Here is a 19,054-nt window from a genome sequence, read left to right as displayed (position 1 = left end):
TGATGGACACGTCGGAGGACATTTTGCAACAGGCATCTCCGGACCTGGTCCGGGGATCGGAGACGGCGCGCCGCAGCAAAGCGGCGCGGCTGTCACCCTCCTTCATCTCCTGGCTCCAGGCCGGGCCGATGATGCTGGTGTTCCTCGCCTTCTTCCTGATCCCGCTCGTCTTCGTCGTCATCGTCTCGTTCTGGGACTACAACGAATACCAGTTGCTGCCGGCCTTCTCGGGCCGCGGCTACACCGACACGTTCGAGGGCTGCATCGCGCAGCTCCCCGATCTCTGCACGATCGCCAAGACTTATCTGAAGACGCTGAAGCTTTGTTTCATCGTGTGGGTCATCACACTCTTCATCGGCTTCTGGGTCGCCTACTTCCTCGCCTTTCACGTCAAGTCGAAAACTTGGCAGATGGGACTGTCGCTGCTCTGCACGATCCCGTTCTGGACCTCCAACGTGATCCGCATGATCGCCTGGATTCCGCTGCTCGGGCGCAATGGCCTTGTCAACTCAGGCTTGGTGAAGACGGGGCTGATCAACCATCCCGTTGAATGGCTGCTGTTCTCCGAATTCTCCGTGGTGCTGGCGCTGGTGCACCTCTTCACCTTCTTCATGGTGGTGCCGATCTTCAACTCAATGGTTCGCATCGACAAATCGCTCATCGAGGCCGCCTATGACGCCGGGGCGACCGGTTTCCAGACGCTCGTCAACGTCATCATTCCCCTGGCAAAACCCGGCATCGTGATCGGCTCGATCTTCGTCATCACCATCGTGATGGGCGACTTCATCACCATCGGCGTGATGGGCGGGCAGCAGATCGCGGCCGCCGGCAAGATCATCGAGACGCGGGTGAATGCGCTGCAATTCCCGGCAGCAGCGGCCAATGCCGTGATCCTGCTCGTCATCACGTTCCTGATCATCACCATGATGTCGCGTATCGTCGACATCAAGAAGGAGCTCTAGAGCATGAAGGAAGGACGCCCGCGCTCTTTCTACGTGCTCGCGATCTTCTTCGCGGCCTACACGCTGTTCCTCTACGGCCCGATGATCGCGATCTATGTGCTGTCGTTCCAGGGACCGCAGGGCGGCCTCACCTTCCCGATGAACGGTGTATCGACTTTCTGGATCGCAAAATTGTTCCAGGGCACCGGCATCGTCGATCTCGGCGCCGCCTTCCGCCGTTCGCTGCTGCTTGGCATTATCGTGATGATCGTCACCGTCGTGCTGTCGGTCGCAGCGGGCATGGCGTTTCGCCGCAAGTTCAAGGCGCAAAGCATCCTGTTCTACTCCGCGATCGCGAGCCTCATCGTGCCCTCGATCATCACCTCGCTCGGCATCTCGCTTGAATTCCGCATCATCGACGATCTGATCAAGGCGCATTGGAACGAGAATTTCGAGACCTCGATGGGTCTGCTCACCTCGGGCCTCGGTGCACATCTGACCTGGACGCTGCCGTTCGGCCTTCTCATCATGTTCGCGATCTTCAATCGCTTCGATCCCAGGCTCGAGGAAGCCGCGCGCGATCTCGGTGCGACACCGTGGCAGGCGTTCCGTCATGTCGTGCTGCCGATCATCCTGCCCTCCGTGATCGGCATTGGACTGTTCGGCTTCACACTGTCCTGGGACGAACTCGCGCGTTCCAGCCAGGCGATCGGGGCGGTGAACACGCTGCCTCTCGATCTCCAGGGCCTCACCACCACCGTGACGAACCCCGACATCTATGCGCTCGGCACCGTGATCTCGGCCGTCTCGTTCACGGTGATCGCGCTTGCGCTTGGCACCATCCACATGCTCAACAAGCGACAGGCGGCCAAAGGCTCGGACGCCGGCAAAGGGCTTGTCTGAGAAGGGGCTTGTCTGATCCGATGCGGCTTCACGTCGTCAATCCCAACACCACTGCGTCCATGACGGTGAAGATCGCCGCTGCCGCGCGCGCGGTCGCCCTGCCCGACACCGTGATCGATGCGCGCCAGCCCACGATGGGCCCGGTCTCGATCGAGGGATTTTACGACGAGGCGTTCGCGGTGCCGGGCATGCTCGGCTGCATCCGCGAGGCCGACCGCGACGGCGCGGATGCGCATGTCATCGCCTGCTTCGACGACACCGGCCTCGACGCCGCGCGCGCTGCGGCAAGGGCACCAGTGATCGGCATTGGCGAGGCCGGCTTCCACATGGCGAGCCTGATTGCCGCGCGCTTCGCCGTGGTGACGACGCTCGGTGTCTCCATCGTGCCGATCGAGCATAATTTGCGGAAATACGGCCTCGCCGAACGCTGCGCGCGCGTCCGCGCCGCCGAGGTGCCGGTGCTCGCGCTCGAGGAGCGCAACACCGATGCGCTCGCAAAAATCTCTACGGAAATCACGGCCGCGATCCGCGACGATCGCGCAGAGGCCATCGTGCTCGGTTGCGCCGGCATGGCCGATCTCGCCAATGAACTCGCCGCCACACACAGCCTGCCCGTGATCGACGGCGTCGCCGCCGCGGTGACCTTGGCAGAATCACTGGTGCGACTGGGACTGAAGACCTCCCGGCTCGGGCCCTACGCGGCGCCGCGCTCGAAGACCTATTCCGGTCCGTTTTCGCTGTTTCAGCCCTGATCTCTGCCTCTGACGGGGGCACGGATGCCCTAAGGCATCCTGATTGTTGGTTTTTTTGCTCTTAGCCTCTTTTTGGTCCCATTCCTTGCCGACACGTAACGCTTTCGGGACGCCCCGGTAACCTCAGGTTGCCGGTCTTCGCCACTCACCAAGTTTCAATTTGGGTTTTGTCAGCGATGATCGATCTCGCAGAGGACACACGGTCCCATCCCCTCCTTCGCCTTGGCGCCCAGCCTATCGCGCTGACCGCCGCCGCGCTCCTGCTCCTGATCGCGGGGGTGACCTCGATCGCGATCTGGCGTGCCTATACCGGTGCGGCCCCTGAGACCGACCGGGTGGTGGCGTCGCGGCAGCTGCAGGCTCGCACCGCACAGGCATCCGAGCAGCTGGTCGAGAAGACCAAGGGGCTGGAGGCAACCCAGCAGGAATCGATTGACCAGCTCCAGGTCGTGCAAGACCAGCTCCAGAGTGTGAAGCGCTTGCTCGCATTCCAGCAGGCCGACACCAAGCGTCTGTCCGAGCAGGTCACGACACTCAACGAGTCCATCGATGGCCTGCGGCAATCCTTTGCCAGCGCCCGGGCGAGCGAGGCGGAGACTCCCTCAGTTACCCGCAGGAAACCTGCACGGCATCGTGTCCATGCCAGTGCACGCAAGCGCTCGCGCGGCTGAGCAGCCGGCGCCGCCACCCTTAAATTTTTGGACTTGTGAACTGGATCACATTCGCCCGTGTGATTCCAAGCGATGCTCGCCGTTACCGGATGGCGTGAGCCGATTTCAATGTCCGGGGCTGGCAAGGTCGTTGACGGTATATTGCGTCAACGGCCTTGTTTTTTGACGGGTACCGCCGCCTATTCGCAGACATCCACGGGGCGGATGCGCCAGCCCGATGGCGTCATGACGCGCTTCCGCACAACGTAGCAGCCGCCATAACCGCCATCATCGTATCCGGTACCATAGTAATATGGATTGCCGTAATACGGTTGGCCGTAGCCGTAATACCCGCCGTAGTAACCTGCGCCGGCGATACCGGCACCGATGGCGACGCCTGGCCAGAAGCCACCGCCATGCCAGTGGCCGCCATGACCCCAGCCGCCACCATGGCCCCAGCCACCGCCGCCATGACCCCAGCCGCCGTGACCGCCCGCTTGTGCCGCCTGCGGCATCGACGACCCAACCGCCACCACAGCCAGCGCCGTCAACATCATCTTCCGTAACATCACTCGATCCTCTGCGTGGATACCCTCCACGCTCCAAAGCAGGACCAAGCTAATCGGCTTGAGGCGTTCCTGACAGCCTCACTGTCTCACTTCCCCGCGAGCGTCAGCAGCCGCGGCAGATGCTCTTGAGCTTCTTGTCGAGCAGCCGGTTCTCGGCGTTGACGGCGGCGTCGGTGGACCCACCTGCGCCGGTCCCAGTGGTGACGCCGGGTGCATTCGCACCGGACGATTGGGCGGTCCCCAGACTGTTGGTGCCTGGCGCGGGAGCCGGAGAATTGGCGACACCTCCGGCCGATCCTGTGGAGCCGCCGGTGGCTTGCGCGAACGATGCGGCCGGCACCGCGGCAAGGGCGAAGATCACGATCACGGTCTTGATTGAACGGGCTATAGGCAATCTGGCCATTGAAATTCTCCTTCGCCGATCAACCGCCGCAGCAAGGACCGGTTCCGGAACAAATGCCGTCGCATCAGCTTGAAACCGGGAAGGCGGGCACGATCACGCGCAAGCTGATCTTCTGCTCCGCAAACAGAAAGGCGCAGTCACGATGAACGATCGCGATGCTTTTGCAGAAGGCGAACGCGCGGCGCGTAAAAACATTCCGGCGGAAGCCAATCCGTACCAGGACGGTAGCGATGAGCATGCCCTATGGTCCGCGGGGCACGAGAAGGTCGCAAGCGCAATAGAAGCGCGCGAGTCCGAAGGAAGCTGAGTTCACCCGATCCGCTTGAGGCCCTTTGTGAAGCGCGGTCCATTGGCGACGTAGAACTTCGCAGCACTCCCCATCTTCTGCACCTGAGCATCGTCGAGCGTGCGGATCACCCGCGCCGGCGAGCCGATGATCAGGGACCGTTCGGGAAACTCCTTGCCCTCGGTGATGACGGAGCCGGCGCCGACGATGCTGTTGCGCCCGATCCTGGCGCCGTTCATCACGATTGAGCCCATGCCGACGAGTGCGCCCTCCTCGATGGTGCAGCCGTGCAGGATGACGTTATGCCCGACCGTACAGTTCCTGCCGATCTGAAGCGGAAAACCGAGATCGGTGTGGCAGGTCGAGCCGTCCTGCACGTTGGCGCCCTCGCCGATCTCGATCCACTCATTGTCGCCGCGCAGCACCGCGCCGAACCAGACGCTCGCGCCCGGCTTCAGGCGCACGCGGCCGATCACGGTAGCGGTCTCCGCGATGAAGTAGTTGCCGTCGGCGGGAAGGTCGGGCGCCTGCCCGTCGAGCTCGTAGATCGCCATGAGGGTCTCCTGTCGCGTCAACCCCAGCCATAGCGAAACGGCGGCCTTGACGCAAAGGGCCGCCGCGCAGGCAGCCCTACAGCGGCGCGCATCAGACCAGAACGCCGGCCGCGCGGAGCGTCATCAGGAAGAAGGTGCCGCTCATCATGCTCCAGAAGCCGGCGATGACGGTCGCCATCATCACGAATTCGACGCGGCGGCTCTCCACCTGCCTGCCGCGCAGAGTATTGCGCATGATGATGAAAGGCGCCGCGAACACCAGGAACGGAACCGCCGCGAAGGTCTTCGGCGCCACGCCGTCCTGCAACAGACCGAAGCCGGCCGGCCGCTGTGCGACCGTCTGGTATCCGCTCACGAGCGCTCCCGCGAGCGCGAAACCAATGCCGATCGAGAAGAATGTGTTGAGAGCTTCAGGTGTCATCGGAACAGTCCGCCCTTACGCAACGCGAGGTACCTTCCTGTGACAAAGAGTGCCGGTTAACGCTACATTATCCTTAAGGGAAGGTTAACGCCGCCAGCCGTTCCACGCAGGCCTCTCTCCCTTCCCTGCAGCCGGCCAACGCTCCGCGAAATCGCCACCACGTGGCATATTCGCCGCTGATTCGTCGGCCATCGGCCGACTTCCGGCTCATTCGCGCGGCTCATGACGGTGTTTTCGGCAATTTCCCCTCAATCTCCCCGGGTGCGCACCCGGGCCCACGTCGTCCCGATCGTGCTCGGCGGCATTGCCGCGGTGTGCGCCGTCGCGCTCGTCGCCTATTTGTTGTGGCCGACCTGGGGGCCGAGCGGCGCGAACGCCCCGGACAAGCTGCCGGTGAGCGTCGGCGGCACGCTGTTCAACCTGCCGACCAACGCGATCCGCATGAAGATCCAGCGCCACTCCGGGCCACAGGAGCGGATCGATCTCGACTTCCTGTACCCTTCGCTGGAGCCGCCGGGCGCGCCGAAGCACGTCACCGCCGATAGCGTGGATGCGGCGATGCAGCCGATCGACCGCATCTTCCTGTCGATCGCCGCACATCGCGATGCGCTCTCGCCCGAGCAGCGCACCGCCACGATTTATCCACGCTATCTCGACCAGGCCGCGGCAATGCCTCAGGATGGGCTGACGATGCGGATATTCCGCGCTGACACGCCTTACGGCACCGAGGATCTCTATTCTGCCGCAAGTCCCGCGCTGACCGCGCGCTGCACGCGCGATGGTGCGACGCCCGGCATGTGCCTCGCCGAACGCCGCGTCGGCGGCGCCGACCTCACCTTCCGCTTTCCGCGCAGCTGGCTGTCGCAGTGGCGCGATACGGCGGAAGCGATGGAGAAGCTGACGGCGCAGCTGCGCGGCCCGAAGGGCTGAACGCGACCGCGCGACCTGCGCCTCCAAAACAAAAACTGCGAAAACAACCCCATGCACAGTAGCCAAGCTCCTGTAATGCTTCGTATTTTTCGAAGTCAGCTTCGCGCGTATGGTGTCAGGATGGGGCGGCGGCGAAGCTGTTGCTCGTCCTTGCGAGCGAAGCGAAGCAATCTCGGCTACATTGCCTTTTCATCTCAATGCACGATGCCGTGCTCGTCCGACTCACGGACCGAACCGGCAGGCATCCGCGACAGAGGTTAGTCATGATTCTCCGCAGAAGTGACGGTGTGTGGCTAAATGAACCGCAGCGATGGGCGGCAAAGGGTGATGACCTGCGGATCCTCACGGACAAGGCCACGGATTTCTGGCGCGAAACCCATTACGGCTTCAATCGCGATAGCGGACATTTCCTGGGCTTTCCGACAGGCGAAGCATTCACCGCAGATTTGCGTGTTCAGGGCGATTTCCGGGCGCTCTATGATCAGGCGGGCATCATGGTGCGCCTCGACGCGCATCATTGGGTCAAAGCCGGAATCGAATTGTCAGATGGCCGCGCTATGCTCGCGAGCGTGCTGACAAACGGGCAATCAGACTGGGCGACAGCACCCTATGAGCATAATGCCAGCGACTTCTGGGTCCGCGCGACCATCGCCAACGGTGTCCTTCGTCTGCAAGTTTCGGCCGACGGCAAATCCTGGCCCCTCATGCGGCTGGCGGCGTTTCCTAAAGCAAACTCCTACCTTGTGGGACCGATGGCCTGCACACCCGAACGGGCGGGGCTAGAAGTCGTATTCTCGACGTTTCGTCTGACACCTCCCCCGGAAAAGACCTGCACGACCTGAGCTGAACATCACCCTTGCAGAAATATGTTCTTGCAAGAAAGCAAAGGCATGGAGCCGCGCCCGCGCGGCCCCGTTGAGCGAGACGATCGCCGAACTATTCCTGGTCGACGAGGTCGTCCTCGAGGATCGCCATCTGGAATTGGAACGAGCGATCATCGTCCTCGTCGTCGACGAAGAGCACACCGATGAATTCCTCGCCGATATAGACCTCGGCGGAATCATCCTTCTTTGGCCGCGGCACGACGCGGATCTTGGGATTGCCGAATACGCGCTTCAAATACGCGTCGAGCTTCCTAACTTCCTTGACGTCCACGGCAAGTCTCCAATCGAAATCTGGGTTGGCGCGGGTTTTAGGACGAGACGCGACCAACCGCCAGCATGAATTGCCAAAGAATTTTTGGACGAAAGGGGCGGAAAATCCGCCCCTTCCGACAAGCTCGAAGGCCCGCCTCAGAGGCCCATCTCAGAGTCCCATGGCGTTGATCATCTGATCCATGGTGCGCGACGGCTCGGCGCAGCCAGCTTCGCCGACGACCTTGGCAGGCACGCCTGCGACCGTCACGTTGTGCGGCACCGGTTTGACCACGACCGAGCCCGCCGCGATGCGCGCGCAATGACCAATTTCAATGTTGCCGAGGATCTTCGCGCCGGCGCCGATCAGGACGCCGTGGCGGATTTTCGGATGGCGGTCCTCGTTCTCCTTGCCGGTGCCGCCGAGCGTAACGCCATGCAGGATCGAGACGTCGTCCTCGATCAGCGCAGTCTCACCGCAGACGAAGCCGGTGGCGTGGTCGAGGAAGATGCCGCGGCCGATGCGCGCGGCGGGATTGATGTCGGTCTGGAATACCGCAGACGCCCGGCTCTGCAGATAATACGCAAAATCCTTGCGGCCCTTCAGATAGAGCCAATGCGCGAGGCGGTGGGTCTGGATGGCGTGAAAGCCCTTGAAATAGAGCAAGGGATCGATGAAGCGCGAGGTCGCGGGGTCGCGATCGTAGACGGCGACGAGATCGGCGCGGAAGGCGTTGCCGAGATCGGGATCGTCGCGCAGCGCCTCGTCATAGGTCTGGCGCACGAGATCGCCCGACAGCGCGGAATGATCGAGCCGGTCGGCGACCCGATGGATCACCGCATCTTCCAGGCGGCTGTGATGCAGCACCGTCGAATAGATGAAGGTCGCAAGCTCCGGCTCGCGATGGACGATGTCCTCCGCTTCGCCGCGGATCCGATCCCAGATCGGATCAAGCGTTGCAAGCTTTCCTCCCGGATTGACCTGATGCACTGCCATGAGATCTGCTCTTTCGAATTGGCTCGTTTCACTGGTTCTATAACACAGTCTAGGCGACAAAGTCCTGACGTGCTTGCCTGAGAGTGAACAGTGCGTTGCCCGGCGGGGGCATGCCAACGCGTTGAATCACAACAGTTTCTTCCGACACCCCGGGCGGCAAGGTCGGCTCAAAATGGTCAGGGTTTCGCCAAATTCAAGCCGGGCGGCGTCAAACTATTGGTGAATTCCGCCTCAACGGTAATTGCGGGCATGGTCCGAGTGAGGACGGAGCGGATTTGACCATCACCACCGATCATGCGCGCGCGGGCGCCGCGGGCTCACTCTGGCTGCGGCTCGCCGCCATCGCCCTGCCGCTCCTGTTGATCGCGCCGGCATTCTGGAACCGCTATCCGCTGTTGCAATGGGATACCGGAGGCTATCTGGCGCGCTGGTACGAGGGCTATCTCGTCCCGAGCCGCTCCACCGTGTTCGGCATCTATCTGCACTATGGCGAAAGTTCAGGGTTCTGGATCAACCTCGCGGTCCAGTCGCTGGCCACGCTGTGGCTGTTGCAACTCACCTTGCGCGTGCTCTCGATGATGCAGACGTTCCGTTTCGTCGTGATCAGCCTGCTCCTGATCCTGTCGACTGCGCTGCCCTGGCTTGCGAGCATGCTGCTCACCGACATTTTTGCAGGCCTGTCGGTGCTGTCGCTATTCCTGCTGGTCGTCGGCGGGCCGCGGACCTCGGCGCTCGAAAAAATCTCGCTGTTCGTCTTCACGGCCTTTGCCGCCGCGACCCACAGCGCCACGCTCGGCGTGCTGCTCGGGCTCTGCATCGCCGGCTGGATGGCGCGGCCGTTGCTGGGGCCCCGGCTTCCGATCGCCGGATTGGCCCAAGCGAGCCTCACCATCCTCGCTGGCGGCCTGATGCTGGTGTCGGCGAACCATGCCTTGTCGGGCAAGTGGACATGGACGCCCGGCGGCACCGGCGTCGCCTTCGGCCGCATGATGCAGGACGGCATCGTTGCGCGTTATCTCAATGACCATTGCCCACGCGAAAAACTCAAGCTCTGCCCCTATCGCGACCAATTGCCGGCGAGCGCCGACGAATTCCTGTGGGGCAAGAGCATGTTCAACACGCTCGGCCGCTTCGAAGGCATGAACGACGAGATGGGCACCATCGTCGTGGGTTCGCTCGCCGACTATCCGGCTTGGCAGGCCGGCGCGGCCTTGCAGGCGCTGGGCCAGCAATTGCTGCACGTGGCGACCGGCGAAGGCACCAATGGCTGGATCCCGCACACCCGCGGCATCATCGAACGTTATGTCCCCTCGCAGGCCGCGCCGATGCGCGCCGCGCGCCAGCAGAATTGGGGACTCGATTTCGACACCATCAACTGGCTGCACGTTCCCGTCGCGCTGGCCTCGATGCTGGCGCTGGTCGCGCTGCTGGCGCATGCCCTCGCGAACCGCCGGCTCGACGACCTGACCTTGCTGGCGGCGACCATCACGCTGGCGCTGCTCGGCAACGCCTTCATCTGCGGCGTGATCTCCGGCCCGCACGACCGCTATGGCGCGCGGATGGTGTGGGTTGCGACCTTCACCGTGCTGATGGCGCTGGCGCGCCGCCTTGGGGAAGACAGCAAAGCGCGGTGAGATTGGGGTGAAGCGCCATCGTGCCTGGTTTCGTCCGAGCAGCGATCGCGTTTATCCAGTAAGACCAGCGCATCGTTGGTTCTCAAGGGTGTTTGGAGCCCTTCATCGCCCCCGCAAATCGGCACACGCGGCGGGGCGGTGGCATGAGCACGACCAGCCGTTAGTCAGCCGGCTGCGTGAAAACGGACCCAAGTGCGAGACGGTCAGTGCCGTACAACAACTGAGGCGTTCCGCGGCTAGCTCTTTGTGCCGGTGCCGCCGGCACCGGAAGAATGATTTCGGAAGCGACCCTCCAGTCCTTCCCGACGCGAAGCCAGTTGCTGATCATGAGAAACGGCCTGGCTGTTCCATCTTGCCCCGCATAAGAGACGGTGATGTTCATCGGCACATAGGACTCGGCGACGTCGCGCGTCAGGCCGACAACCCTGAGCTTCGAAAAATCTGGCTCGAGTACGACCGGACCGGGCTACCGATATCATGCAGCTATTGATCAATCGCCGCGTTACCCCAAAAGCCGGCCCAGTTTCCCTCGGACGGGATCGCGCTCTTGGCCACCAAAAGGGCCGAGGGCGATTGCCAGAACATCCGATGCAGAGCCTTGAAATCATGCTTGTTTGCCAATTTCATCAGCCTTCCGAACTTCGATTTGATTGCGCTGAGCGTCGCAGCATTCAGCGGCTCTCTGCTGACGGCGGGAGCAGACGCGGCAGACACGGTGGTAAGAGCCACAGCAGTGAGGGTGACAAGAAGTGCCTTATACATGCAGGAATGTCCATTCCAATGCGTCGCTCACATCATGACAACACTTGTTGCGTTCCGCGATTGGAGGTGTTCACGTCCGTGAGCTGAAGTGTCGTCAGGACGTTTCAGCACTCTACGGATGCCTGGCTTAAAATGGTCGAGCGGGAGCGCGCGGGCTCCCGGCGCCACAGCGCCGGGAGCGGCACCGTCACCTCGTGAGGGCGGCTTTTTCGATCACCTCAGCGACCTGCTTCGCATGGACGACGAGCGAGGCATGGCTGCCGGTGACTTCCGTCGTCTGGGCGTGGATCCTGGCCGCGAACGACTTCTGGGCCTCGGGCGCGAGGACTTTGTCCTTCGTGCTGATGACGTAGAACGTCGGCTTGTCATGCCAGGCCGCAACGTCGACCGGGGCTTCGAATGCAACGTGGTTCAGCGGAAGCTGCGAGTTGGCCAGGTGCGCGGCGATCTCCGGAGGAAGGTCAGCCGCGACGGCTGACGGAAACACCTTTGGATCGATGTACAGATTGCCCTTCGCATCGGGGTGGATCGCCTTGCCGCCTTCGGTCGGCGGACCGGCCTTTGCCAGCGACGCCAGGGATTCACCGACCTCCGGCGCAAAGGCGGACACATAAACCAGCGCCGAAACCTTGGGATCGTTGCCGGCTTGCGTGATCACCACGCCGCCCCATGAGTGGCCGACCAGAACGGTCCTGCCGGCTTGCTTCGCGAGCGCCTGTTTGGTCGCATCGACGTCGGCGGCGAGCGAAGTGAGTGGATTTTCGACGAGCGTGACGTTGTAGCCTTTCTTGGTGAGAATATCGGCAACCGGCTGCCAGCTCGTCTGGTCTACGAAGGCGCCGTGCACGAGCACGACGTTGTGCGCTGCCCCCTTGGGCAGTTCGGCGGAATGTACGGCTCCGACCAACGTCGTTCCGGCCAGGAGGACGGTGGCGGCTGAGAGGAGAATAGTTCGCATTGTTTGTTCCTGTTGGCATGTCGGACGAAAGTAGTCCGGGGGAATGGACAGGCGTTTCCAGCAAGGTCGCGGTTCTTCCATCTGCCGTTGGCGAAATGGTTGCCGCACGTCCGGTCGGCCCGCCGTGGCATGACGTATTCCGTGGACCTCTCGGACGATAGGGACCAATCGTCCGTGTCTTGTGTCCGATCGTCCGCGGTTCTAGTCTCGGGGGATGGATATACTCACCCAGGTGCTCGATCGGGTTCGTCTCGGCGGGACGCTGCTCTTTCACTTCGAGCTCGGCCATCCCTGGCATCTTGAGTTGCCGGCGCGCCCCTACGCCCTGTTTCACTATCTCAGCCAAGGTTCAGCGACCCTCGCGCTCGAACAGGGAGAGGAAATCCAGATCACCGGGGGCGATTTTGTCATCATCACACGTGGCGAGCCCCATGTGTTTTATTCGGATCGCCGGGCCGAGCCTTTGCGCATCGTGGATATCGAACGGTCGTCGCCACGCCTCGGATTCGTTCGTCACGGCAGCCGTGCAAAGCCGCTCTCGACCATGCTCTGCGGCAATTTCACGGTGTCGCGGCCGACGTTTGGCAGCGTGCTGGAGTTGCTTCCACCCGTGCTCTTGCTGAAGCCGACGTCCGACCGTGGTTGGCTTGAAGCCATCCTGCGCCGCATGATGAGCGAGTCCGCGCTCGAGCGTCCTGGCCAAGGCGTCGCGCTTTCACGACTGACGGAAGTGCTCTTCGTCGAGGTGCTGCGAAGCTGGATCGCGTCTCTCAGTCCCGGGCAAGGCGGCTGGATCGGGGCCATTTCTGACCCCCATATCGGACCGGCGCTGAAGCTGATTCACGAAAGTCCGGAGCAGCTTTGGACGCTGAGCGACCTAGGCCGTCGCGTCGGGCTCGGGCGCTCGGCATTTTCGGCGCGCTTCACTAGGCTCGTGGGCCAGCCCATGCAACGTTATGTGATCGAACGCCGGATGGCGGAGGCGGCGTTCCTGCTGGAAACCAGCGACGAACCGATCGCACGGATTGCCAACCGGATCGGTTACGAGACTGCAGCGGCGTTTTCGAAGTTGTTTCACCGGCACATTGGTCAGTCGCCCGGCCGTTACCGGGCTGCGCGACGCGCCGACGGAGCCCGTGCGCAGTTGGACGGATCGGAATTGCAAGTATCCGGTTGACCTCGATAAAGCTGTGGCTTCGAGCTGAGTCTCATATGCGCCCTTAGCGAACCCCGATCCCTAGGTACAGGAATGGACGGTTGCCGAAGGGAGTGGATGGCCCACTGTAACGAGACATTTCAGGATAGCTGAAACCGCCTCATCGCCTCAGGCGCGGCGTGAGAGGAAATCGAGCACGCCAGTCTTGTAGACCTTGTCGCCGACTGCGCGCATGTGATCGCGACCGGGAATATCGAGCACTTCCGAACCCGGGATGATGGCACCGAGTGCGCTGGCCGAACCCGCGACGTCGTCGGTGCTGCCGACCGCGATCAGCACGGGCACGTCGATGCGCGCGGCTTCGTCCTTCGTCATGAGATCGCGCGTGCCGCGCAGGCAGGCGGCCAGCGCCTTGCGGTCGGAACGGGTTTGGTCTGCAAAAGCACGAAACGTGCGTCCGACGGGATCGGAGACGTCGTCGAGCGAGGGCGCTTCCAGCGCCTTCGCGACGTTCTCGCCGGGCCCGGTGCCCTCGATCAGGCCGCCGATGCCGATGCCGCCAAGGATTGCCGAACGCAGGCGCTGCGGCTCGTTGAGGGAGAGCCAGGCCGTCATCCGTCCGCCCATCGAATAGCCCATGAGATCGGCCTGCGGGATGGCGAGGTGATCCATCAGCGCGAGCACGTCGGCGGCCATGGTCGGGATGGAGTACTGCGCGGGCTCGTAGAGCTTTGCGCTTTCGCCATGGCCGCGATTGTCGAGCGCAATGACACGGCGGCCGTTCTTGCGCAGTTCCGAGACCCAGGTCGGATAGACCCAGTTCACGTTCTTGCTGGAGGCAAAGCCGTGCACCAGGATGATCGGATCGCCCTCGCCTTCGTCGAGATAGGCAATTTCAACGGCGCCGTTGTGAAAGCTCGGCATCATCAGTTCCGCAATCTTGAGGGGAAGAGGTATCTTAGGCCGTGACGGCAGGGCTTGCCAGAACGGCTTCGGCGGCGATCCGCGCCTGGCGAAGTCGCCGCGCCCGTCTGCGATCGCACCAGGCCTGGGTCAGGCGCTCCGTCGTCGCCTTGATCGAGGACAACAGGCCGAGCAGCGTCAACGCCGCACCGAACAGCCAGAGTGCAAGATTGAACGCCCCGCCGATCAGCAGCAGCGCGCCGCGGCCGAGCAGCTTCAGAATCGCGCGCGTCTTGCCGCCCTGCGCTTCCGCGAGCCGCGCCGCGCGTGCGACGTCCTTGGGACCTTCAGCGATGCGCAAGCTATCCATCGCGCCGCGCGTGCCGGTCTTCTCGACCACGCGCGTGACATCCTTGCCGAGCCGAACCAGCGCGCCGGCCTTCTCGGCGCGGAACGCGGCCTTGATCGCGCTCAAGGTCTGGCCCGGCCGCAGCACCGAGCCGGAGGCAACCGCGTTCTGGAGCATCGGCGTATCGACGACCTCGCGCGCGGACCGGCCGGCCCATGCCGCTAGTCCCTCGCCGAGCCGGCCGACCTTGCGCGCGTCCTTCACCAGCGTCAGCCCGGCGCGAACCGGCGCGGCACCGCCGACGGAGACGTAGGTCACGGCCGTGACCGCGAGACCCGCGGCCGCAAGGCCCAGCACCAGGCGATCGGTCTCCTCGCCCATGGCGAGGTGCTTGCCCTCGCGGACGACGTCCCTGATGTCGCCGATGACGAAGAGATCGCCGGCCACGGTTCCCGACAAGCTCGCAACATCATCCGCGTTGCCGGTAACGAGACCGGCGGCAAACCGTTTTGCGAAATGCGAGGTGGAGTTTTCGGCTTTGACCGCGTCACCGACACGGCTCGGGAGGTCGTCAGGCAGCGCGATGTTGCGGTCGCGCGCCAGTGCGACAAAACTGTCGGCAAGATCGGCATCGCCCGATGCGAGCGCGACCTCGATGTTGTTTTGAATCAGGCGGTCGTTGTGCCGCAGCAGCGCGTCGAGCTTGATCTCTGAGAGCGCGGCGGGATCGTCCTGGGCGGCCAGAATCGCCCCGGCCTCGCGGGCGTGCGGTGCTACCTGCGCGAGCATGAAGCCGCATGCCGCGATACCGGTCAACGCTGTGCTGATTCGCAACCACTTCATGCGGAGAGCCTGGACGGTCCTGAGATCGTTGACGCCTAACGGTTGTCTTTCGTCGCAATTACGCTCGTCCACAGACATAGTATGCCAAAATTGCGACACAACGTCCCCGACGAAAGAAGGGCTTCTCTCAGGCCGCAAGATTGTGTCGAATTTGCATGAGCAAATGAGCATGGGGCATTGCGGAGCTTTCGGTTCCGCTGGACTAGCAATCATCTCCACCCACCAGTATGGTCCGCGGCGCCTTAATAATGCCGCGGCAGTCGTGATTGTGTCTGCCGCCATTGCCACTCCAGGATGAGTACGATGTCCGACCATGTCGTCCCGCACTTCCACAACGATGCCGGTGTCCCCGTCATCGAGATCGGCTCGCAAGAGTTCATGTGCGTGGGCGCCAACCCTCCGTTCGATCATCCGCACGTCTTCCTCGACCTCGGCAACGACAACGAGATCATCTGCCCGTACTGCTCGACTCTGTACCGTTTCGCCGCCGACCTGAAGGCGGGCGAAGCCCGTCCGCCGGAATGCGTCCTGAAGGACAAGGTGGCCTGACCGCTTCCATCGGCCAGGGGTGGCGCTCTCCCGAACGATTGTCATCGCCGGTGCCGGCATCGGTGGACTGACGGCTGCGCTTGCGCTCGCGGCCCGCGGCTTCCGCATCATCGTGCTGGAAAAGGCCGAGCGGCTCGAGGAAGTCGGCGCCGGTCTGCAACTCTCCCCGAACGCCAGCCGCGTGCTGGTCGAGCTCGGGCTCACCGAGCGCCTCAAGTTGCGCGCCGTGATCCCGGAGGCAGTCTCGATCATGAGCGCGCGGGCCGGCGGTGAGCTTTTGCGCATGCCGCTGGGAGAAGCCGCCGCCGAGCGCGCCGGCGCCCCCTATTGGGTGGTGCACCGCGCCGACCTGCAATCCGCCCTCGCCGGCGCAGTTTCCGACCATCCCCATATCGACCTGAAACTCGGCGCGACCTTCGAAGACGTCGCGCCTCACGCCAAGGGGCTCACGGTGGTTCATCGCAGCGGCACGATCCGGCGCAGCGATCTCGCCAGTGCGCTGATCGGCGCCGACGGTATCTGGTCGACGGTGCGCCAGCATCTATTCCCCGAGGTGCAGCCGCGCTTCTCCGGGCTGATTGCCTGGCGCGGTACGCTCGATGCCACGCAACTGCCGAAGGACTACACAGCGCGCCGGGTCCAGCTCTGGATGGGCCCGAATGCCCATCTCGTCGCCTACCCGATCGCGGGCGGACGCCAGATCAACGTGGTCGCGGTGCTGCCGGGCACTTGGAACAGGCCGGGCTGGAGCACGCCCGGCGATCCCCGCGAAGTGCTGGACGCCTTCGCCGCGCCGCGCTGGCCGCCGCCGGCGCGCATGATGCTCGGCACAGTCGACAGCTGGCGGAAATGGGCGCTGTTCGGCGTCCCCGACGACTGCCCCTGGAGTAAAGGCCCGGTCGCGCTGCTCGGCGACGCCGTGCATGCGATGCTGCCGTTTGCGGCCCAGGGCGCCGGCATGGCGATCGAGGACGCCGCAGTGCTCGCGCAGCATTTGAGCCCTGAGATCGCCGAGACCACCGCGGGCATCACGGCAGCGCTGAGACAATACGGCCGGACGCGCCAGGCGCGCGTGCGGCGGGTGCAGCGGACCGCGCGGCAGCAGGGCCGCATCTATCATTTCAGTGGGCCGCTCGCGTTCGCGCGCGATCTTGCGGTCCGCGCCCTCGGCCCGGAACGCATGCTGGCACGGCAGGACTGGATCTACGGCTGGCGGCCCTGACGCGAGGCGCTGATGTCAGGACGTTTCAGCGCACGGCTCTTGTCGATTTCGGGCCAGGCTTGATCGGGCCAGGATTGGCTGCGGGCGCCGCGGCGGCCGGCGTCGCCTCGGGGGGCGTTTCCCGGCACTTGTTGCGGCGCCAAGCGTCATCGGCCATCTGCGCCTGCCCGCGTACTGCGATGTAGTCGTTGCGATAGGCAAGCTCCGACACCACGGCGCCGCCCGCGCCGGTCTGTGCCTTGTCCATCAGCCTCTGCAAATCGCCGGTGCGGTTGGCGATCGACTTGCGCTCGCCTTCGAGCTGCTTGCAATCGTACAATTCGTACTTGGCGGGATCGGCAAAGGCCGGAGCGACCGTCTCGCTCATGCCGGCGCAGCCGGACAGCGCGAAGTCGGCCGCGAGCAGCGCGGCGACCACGCAGCACGGGCGCAGGCGATATTGGATCAAAGCTGACATGCCGGATGAATAGTCCCCGTCGATTGAGAATGCCTAAAGCAACAACAGATGTCCGGATTGAGGCTTTGCCTTGTGCCGCCGGCTCGCCTAAGGAAGAACCACCCCTCCGGCCTGCAAATGCCAATTCCAGACCGCCGGCAAGGGACTTAAGTGGCTGATCTCGTTGGATCAAGCGGGCATGGCGGAATTGGTAGACGCAAGGGACTTAAAATCCCTCGGCGCGCAAGCGCTGTGCCGGTTCGACCCCGGCTGCCCGCACCACGAAAGCTGCGCGGAGGATCCCGCCGCGCGCGGCGGCCGCGAGCGCTGATACCTCATCAATTCCTGTCTGCTCCTGCACCGCCTGCCAGCCATCCCGAAACGTTGCTTGTGCAACGCAGCATTGAAGATAGATAAGGGCCTCAAATCAGAGGTGAGCTTCTTGTCCGACGTCAATGCCGACGACTGGGTGTCCTCGGGACACCGTCCCATGGGTTTCCCCGAATTCGTCATCGTGATCGCGTCGATCATGGCGCTGAATCCGCTTGCGATGGACATGATGCTCCCGGCACTGCCCAATATCGGGTCGGCCTTCAATATCCCCGTCGCCAACCATCTTCAGCTGGTGCTGTCGACCTTCCTGATCGGCTTTGGCGCGGGGCAGTTCGTCATGGGCCCGCTGTCGGATCGCTTTGGCCGCCGCCCGGTGCTGCTCGGCGGGATGGCGGTCTATGCGGTGGCAAGCGTGCTGGCGATTGCGGCGCCGTCGTTCGAGACGCTGCTGCTGGCACGCGCACTGCAGGGTTTCGGTACCTCGGCGACTCGCGTGATCGCGACCTCGATCGTGCGCGACTGTTACGTCGGCCGCCGCATGGCGAGCGTGATGTCGCTTGCGATGATGATCTTCATCGCCGTCCCCGTGATCGCCCCTTCGTTCGGACAGGCGGTGCTGCTGGTGACGCAATGGCGCGGCATCTTCGTCGTGCTGATGCTCTACGGGCTGCTCGCGCTTGCATGGTCCGTGCTGCGGCTTCCGGAGACCCTGCCTGAGAGCGAACGCAGGTCGCTTGCGCCGGCCGACGTGCTCACGGCCTACTGGCAGACCGTGACCCATCGCCAAACCCTCGGCTATGCGCTCGCCGCCGGTAGCGTCATGGGCGCGCTGTTCGCCTACGTATTTTTGGCTCAGCAAGTTTTTGTCGGCATCTATCACCTCGGCCATTATTTTCCGCTCGCCTTCGCCGGGATCGCGGCCGGCACCGCCATTGCCGGCTTTCTCAATGCGCGATTCGTCGGGACCCTCGGCATGCGCGTGATCTCGCACGGCGCGCTGACGCTCTACACCGCGGTGGCGGGAGTGATGCTGCTGACGGAAAGCCTCGCCGCGTTGCCGCTTCCCCTGTTCATGGTGCTCTCGGCGCTGATGATGTTCTCGTTCGGCATGATGGTCGCCAACTTCACTGCACTCGCCATGGAGCCGCAGGGCCACATCGCCGGCACGGCGTCCTCGCTCTACGGCTCGATCACCACGCTGATCGGCATCGCCGTCGGCATGGCCATCGGACAAAGCTTCGACGGCACGTTGCTGCCGTTCTCGGTCGGCTTCTTCGTGTCGTCCCTCGCCGCGCTCGCGATCGTGCTGGTGGTGGAGAGAGGACGGTTGTTCAGCCCGCATCATCGCGCCATCGGCTGAGGAACTCCGT

21 protein-coding genes, 1 tRNA gene and 2 pseudogenes are annotated in these 19,054 nt (G+C 63.5%); 12 read left to right on the top strand and 12 right to left on the bottom strand.

Translation table 11 applies throughout. The features are described 5' to 3' along the window. Positions 1–2 precede the first annotated feature (2 nt). The 4 genes from AB3L03_RS31995 to AB3L03_RS31980 all read left to right on the top strand — a co-directional run bounded on the left by AB3L03_RS31995 (position 3) and on the right by AB3L03_RS31980 (position 3,267). A complete protein-coding gene (locus AB3L03_RS31995) occupies positions 3–962 on the top strand; it encodes an ABC transporter permease (RefSeq protein ID WP_018455339.1) in 960 nt (319 codons plus the stop codon). A gap of 3 nt (positions 963–965) precedes the next feature. Then, the gene (locus AB3L03_RS31990; protein WP_085396140.1) at positions 966–1,844 is read left to right on the top strand and encodes an ABC transporter permease; all 879 of its coding nucleotides are present in this window, start codon (positions 966–968) and stop codon (positions 1,842–1,844) included. A 20-nt stretch (positions 1,845–1,864) separates the two neighbouring features. Further along, the gene (locus AB3L03_RS31985) at positions 1,865–2,596 is read left to right on the top strand and encodes an aspartate/glutamate racemase family protein (protein ID WP_085361723.1); all 732 of its coding nucleotides are present in this window, start codon (positions 1,865–1,867) and stop codon (positions 2,594–2,596) included. A gap of 176 nt (positions 2,597–2,772) precedes the next feature. Then, entirely contained in the window at positions 2,773–3,267 is a 495-nt protein-coding gene (locus AB3L03_RS31980; RefSeq protein ID WP_085351116.1) for a hypothetical protein, read from the top strand. A 179-nt stretch (positions 3,268–3,446) separates the two neighbouring features. Here AB3L03_RS31980 and AB3L03_RS31975 read toward each other — a convergent pair whose 3' ends face one another. From AB3L03_RS31975 to AB3L03_RS31955, 5 genes are all read right to left on the bottom strand, one after another. After that, a complete protein-coding gene (locus AB3L03_RS31975; RefSeq protein ID WP_026232928.1) occupies positions 3,447–3,815 on the bottom strand; it encodes a hypothetical protein in 369 nt (122 codons plus the stop codon). A gap of 103 nt (positions 3,816–3,918) precedes the next feature. Next, entirely contained in the window at positions 3,919–4,218 is a 300-nt protein-coding gene (locus AB3L03_RS31970) for a hypothetical protein (protein ID WP_026232927.1), read from the bottom strand. 64 nt (positions 4,219–4,282) lie between these two features. Next, on the bottom strand, positions 4,283–4,456 hold the full coding sequence (locus tag AB3L03_RS31965) for a hypothetical protein (RefSeq protein WP_018455333.1): 174 nt from the start codon (positions 4,454–4,456) through the stop codon (positions 4,283–4,285). 71 nt (positions 4,457–4,527) lie between these two features. After that, a complete protein-coding gene (locus tag AB3L03_RS31960; protein WP_018455332.1) occupies positions 4,528–5,058 on the bottom strand; it encodes a gamma carbonic anhydrase family protein in 531 nt (176 codons plus the stop codon). 91 nt (positions 5,059–5,149) lie between these two features. Next, the gene (locus AB3L03_RS31955; RefSeq protein ID WP_007602553.1) at positions 5,150–5,479 is read right to left on the bottom strand and encodes a hypothetical protein; all 330 of its coding nucleotides are present in this window, start codon (positions 5,477–5,479) and stop codon (positions 5,150–5,152) included. Positions 5,480–5,701: 222 nt separating this feature from the next. On the opposite strand from AB3L03_RS31955, the gene AB3L03_RS31950 reads away from it, so the two are divergent. Next, entirely contained in the window at positions 5,702–6,409 is a 708-nt protein-coding gene (locus AB3L03_RS31950) for a hypothetical protein (RefSeq protein ID WP_085351113.1), read from the top strand. Positions 6,410–6,672: 263 nt separating this feature from the next. After that, positions 6,673–7,256, top strand: a pseudogene (locus tag AB3L03_RS31945) (DUF1349 domain-containing protein). Between the two features lie 89 nt (positions 7,257–7,345). Here AB3L03_RS31945 and AB3L03_RS31940 read toward each other — a convergent pair. Continuing rightward, the gene (locus tag AB3L03_RS31940; RefSeq protein ID WP_007602550.1) at positions 7,346–7,564 is read right to left on the bottom strand and encodes a DUF3126 family protein; all 219 of its coding nucleotides are present in this window, start codon (positions 7,562–7,564) and stop codon (positions 7,346–7,348) included. Between the two features lie 150 nt (positions 7,565–7,714). Then, the gene (cysE, locus tag AB3L03_RS31935) at positions 7,715–8,539 is read right to left on the bottom strand and encodes a serine O-acetyltransferase (RefSeq protein WP_007602549.1); all 825 of its coding nucleotides are present in this window, start codon (positions 8,537–8,539) and stop codon (positions 7,715–7,717) included. A gap of 275 nt (positions 8,540–8,814) precedes the next feature. On the opposite strand from cysE, the gene AB3L03_RS31930 reads away from it, so the two are divergent. Then, positions 8,815–10,173: a hypothetical protein gene (locus AB3L03_RS31930; protein ID WP_247361961.1), complete on the top strand. Its 1,359-nt coding sequence runs from the start codon at positions 8,815–8,817 to the stop codon at positions 10,171–10,173. Positions 10,174–10,333: 160 nt separating this feature from the next. Here the strand turns inward: AB3L03_RS31930 and AB3L03_RS31925 are convergent. Together AB3L03_RS31925 and AB3L03_RS31920 are read right to left on the bottom strand one after the other, a co-directional pair. Then, positions 10,334–10,935, bottom strand: a pseudogene (locus AB3L03_RS31925) (hypothetical protein). Between the two features lie 187 nt (positions 10,936–11,122). Then, positions 11,123–11,893, bottom strand: a complete 771-nt coding sequence (locus tag AB3L03_RS31920; RefSeq protein WP_026232924.1) for an alpha/beta fold hydrolase — start codon at positions 11,891–11,893, stop codon at positions 11,123–11,125. 214 nt (positions 11,894–12,107) lie between these two features. Between AB3L03_RS31920 and AB3L03_RS31915 the strand changes: the two genes are divergently transcribed. Then, entirely contained in the window at positions 12,108–13,070 is a 963-nt protein-coding gene (locus tag AB3L03_RS31915; protein ID WP_368507681.1) for a cupin domain-containing protein, read from the top strand. A gap of 147 nt (positions 13,071–13,217) precedes the next feature. Here AB3L03_RS31915 and AB3L03_RS31910 read toward each other — a convergent pair whose 3' ends face one another. Together AB3L03_RS31910 and AB3L03_RS31905 are read right to left on the bottom strand one after the other, a co-directional pair. Next, complete coding sequence (locus AB3L03_RS31910) at positions 13,218–13,973, bottom strand: alpha/beta fold hydrolase (protein ID WP_026232923.1); 756 nt, start codon at positions 13,971–13,973, stop codon at positions 13,218–13,220. 34 nt (positions 13,974–14,007) lie between these two features. After that, positions 14,008–15,144: a hypothetical protein gene (locus AB3L03_RS31905; protein WP_204511607.1), complete on the bottom strand. Its 1,137-nt coding sequence runs from the start codon at positions 15,142–15,144 to the stop codon at positions 14,008–14,010. Between the two features lie 303 nt (positions 15,145–15,447). Here AB3L03_RS31905 and AB3L03_RS31900 point away from each other — a divergent pair, with 303 nt between their 5' ends. Together AB3L03_RS31900 and AB3L03_RS31895 are read left to right on the top strand one after the other, a co-directional pair. Then, positions 15,448–15,693, top strand: coding sequence for a zinc-finger domain-containing protein (locus AB3L03_RS31900; RefSeq protein ID WP_007602543.1), 246 nt, complete (start codon positions 15,448–15,450; stop codon positions 15,691–15,693). Between the two features lie 19 nt (positions 15,694–15,712). Next, the gene (locus AB3L03_RS31895; RefSeq protein ID WP_085351109.1) at positions 15,713–16,915 is read left to right on the top strand and encodes an FAD-dependent monooxygenase; all 1,203 of its coding nucleotides are present in this window, start codon (positions 15,713–15,715) and stop codon (positions 16,913–16,915) included. Positions 16,916–16,940: 25 nt separating this feature from the next. Here the strand turns inward: AB3L03_RS31895 and AB3L03_RS31890 are convergent, their stop codons facing one another. Then, positions 16,941–17,372: a twin-arginine translocation pathway signal gene (locus AB3L03_RS31890; protein ID WP_085351108.1), complete on the bottom strand. Its 432-nt coding sequence runs from the start codon at positions 17,370–17,372 to the stop codon at positions 16,941–16,943. A gap of 172 nt (positions 17,373–17,544) precedes the next feature. On the opposite strand from AB3L03_RS31890, the gene AB3L03_RS31885 reads away from it, so the two are divergent. Further along, a tRNA-Leu gene (locus tag AB3L03_RS31885) sits at positions 17,545–17,633 on the top strand. A gap of 160 nt (positions 17,634–17,793) precedes the next feature. After that, positions 17,794–19,044, top strand: a complete 1,251-nt coding sequence (locus tag AB3L03_RS31880) for a multidrug effflux MFS transporter (RefSeq protein WP_368507680.1) — start codon at positions 17,794–17,796, stop codon at positions 19,042–19,044. Positions 19,045–19,054: the final 10 nt, after the last annotated feature.

The organism is Bradyrhizobium lupini (assembly GCF_040939785.1).
Classification (GTDB): domain Bacteria; phylum Pseudomonadota; class Alphaproteobacteria; order Rhizobiales; family Xanthobacteraceae; genus Bradyrhizobium; species Bradyrhizobium canariense_D.
The sequence above is the reverse complement of the archived record's forward strand: the minus strand, read 5'-3'. Positions and strand labels throughout refer to the sequence as shown.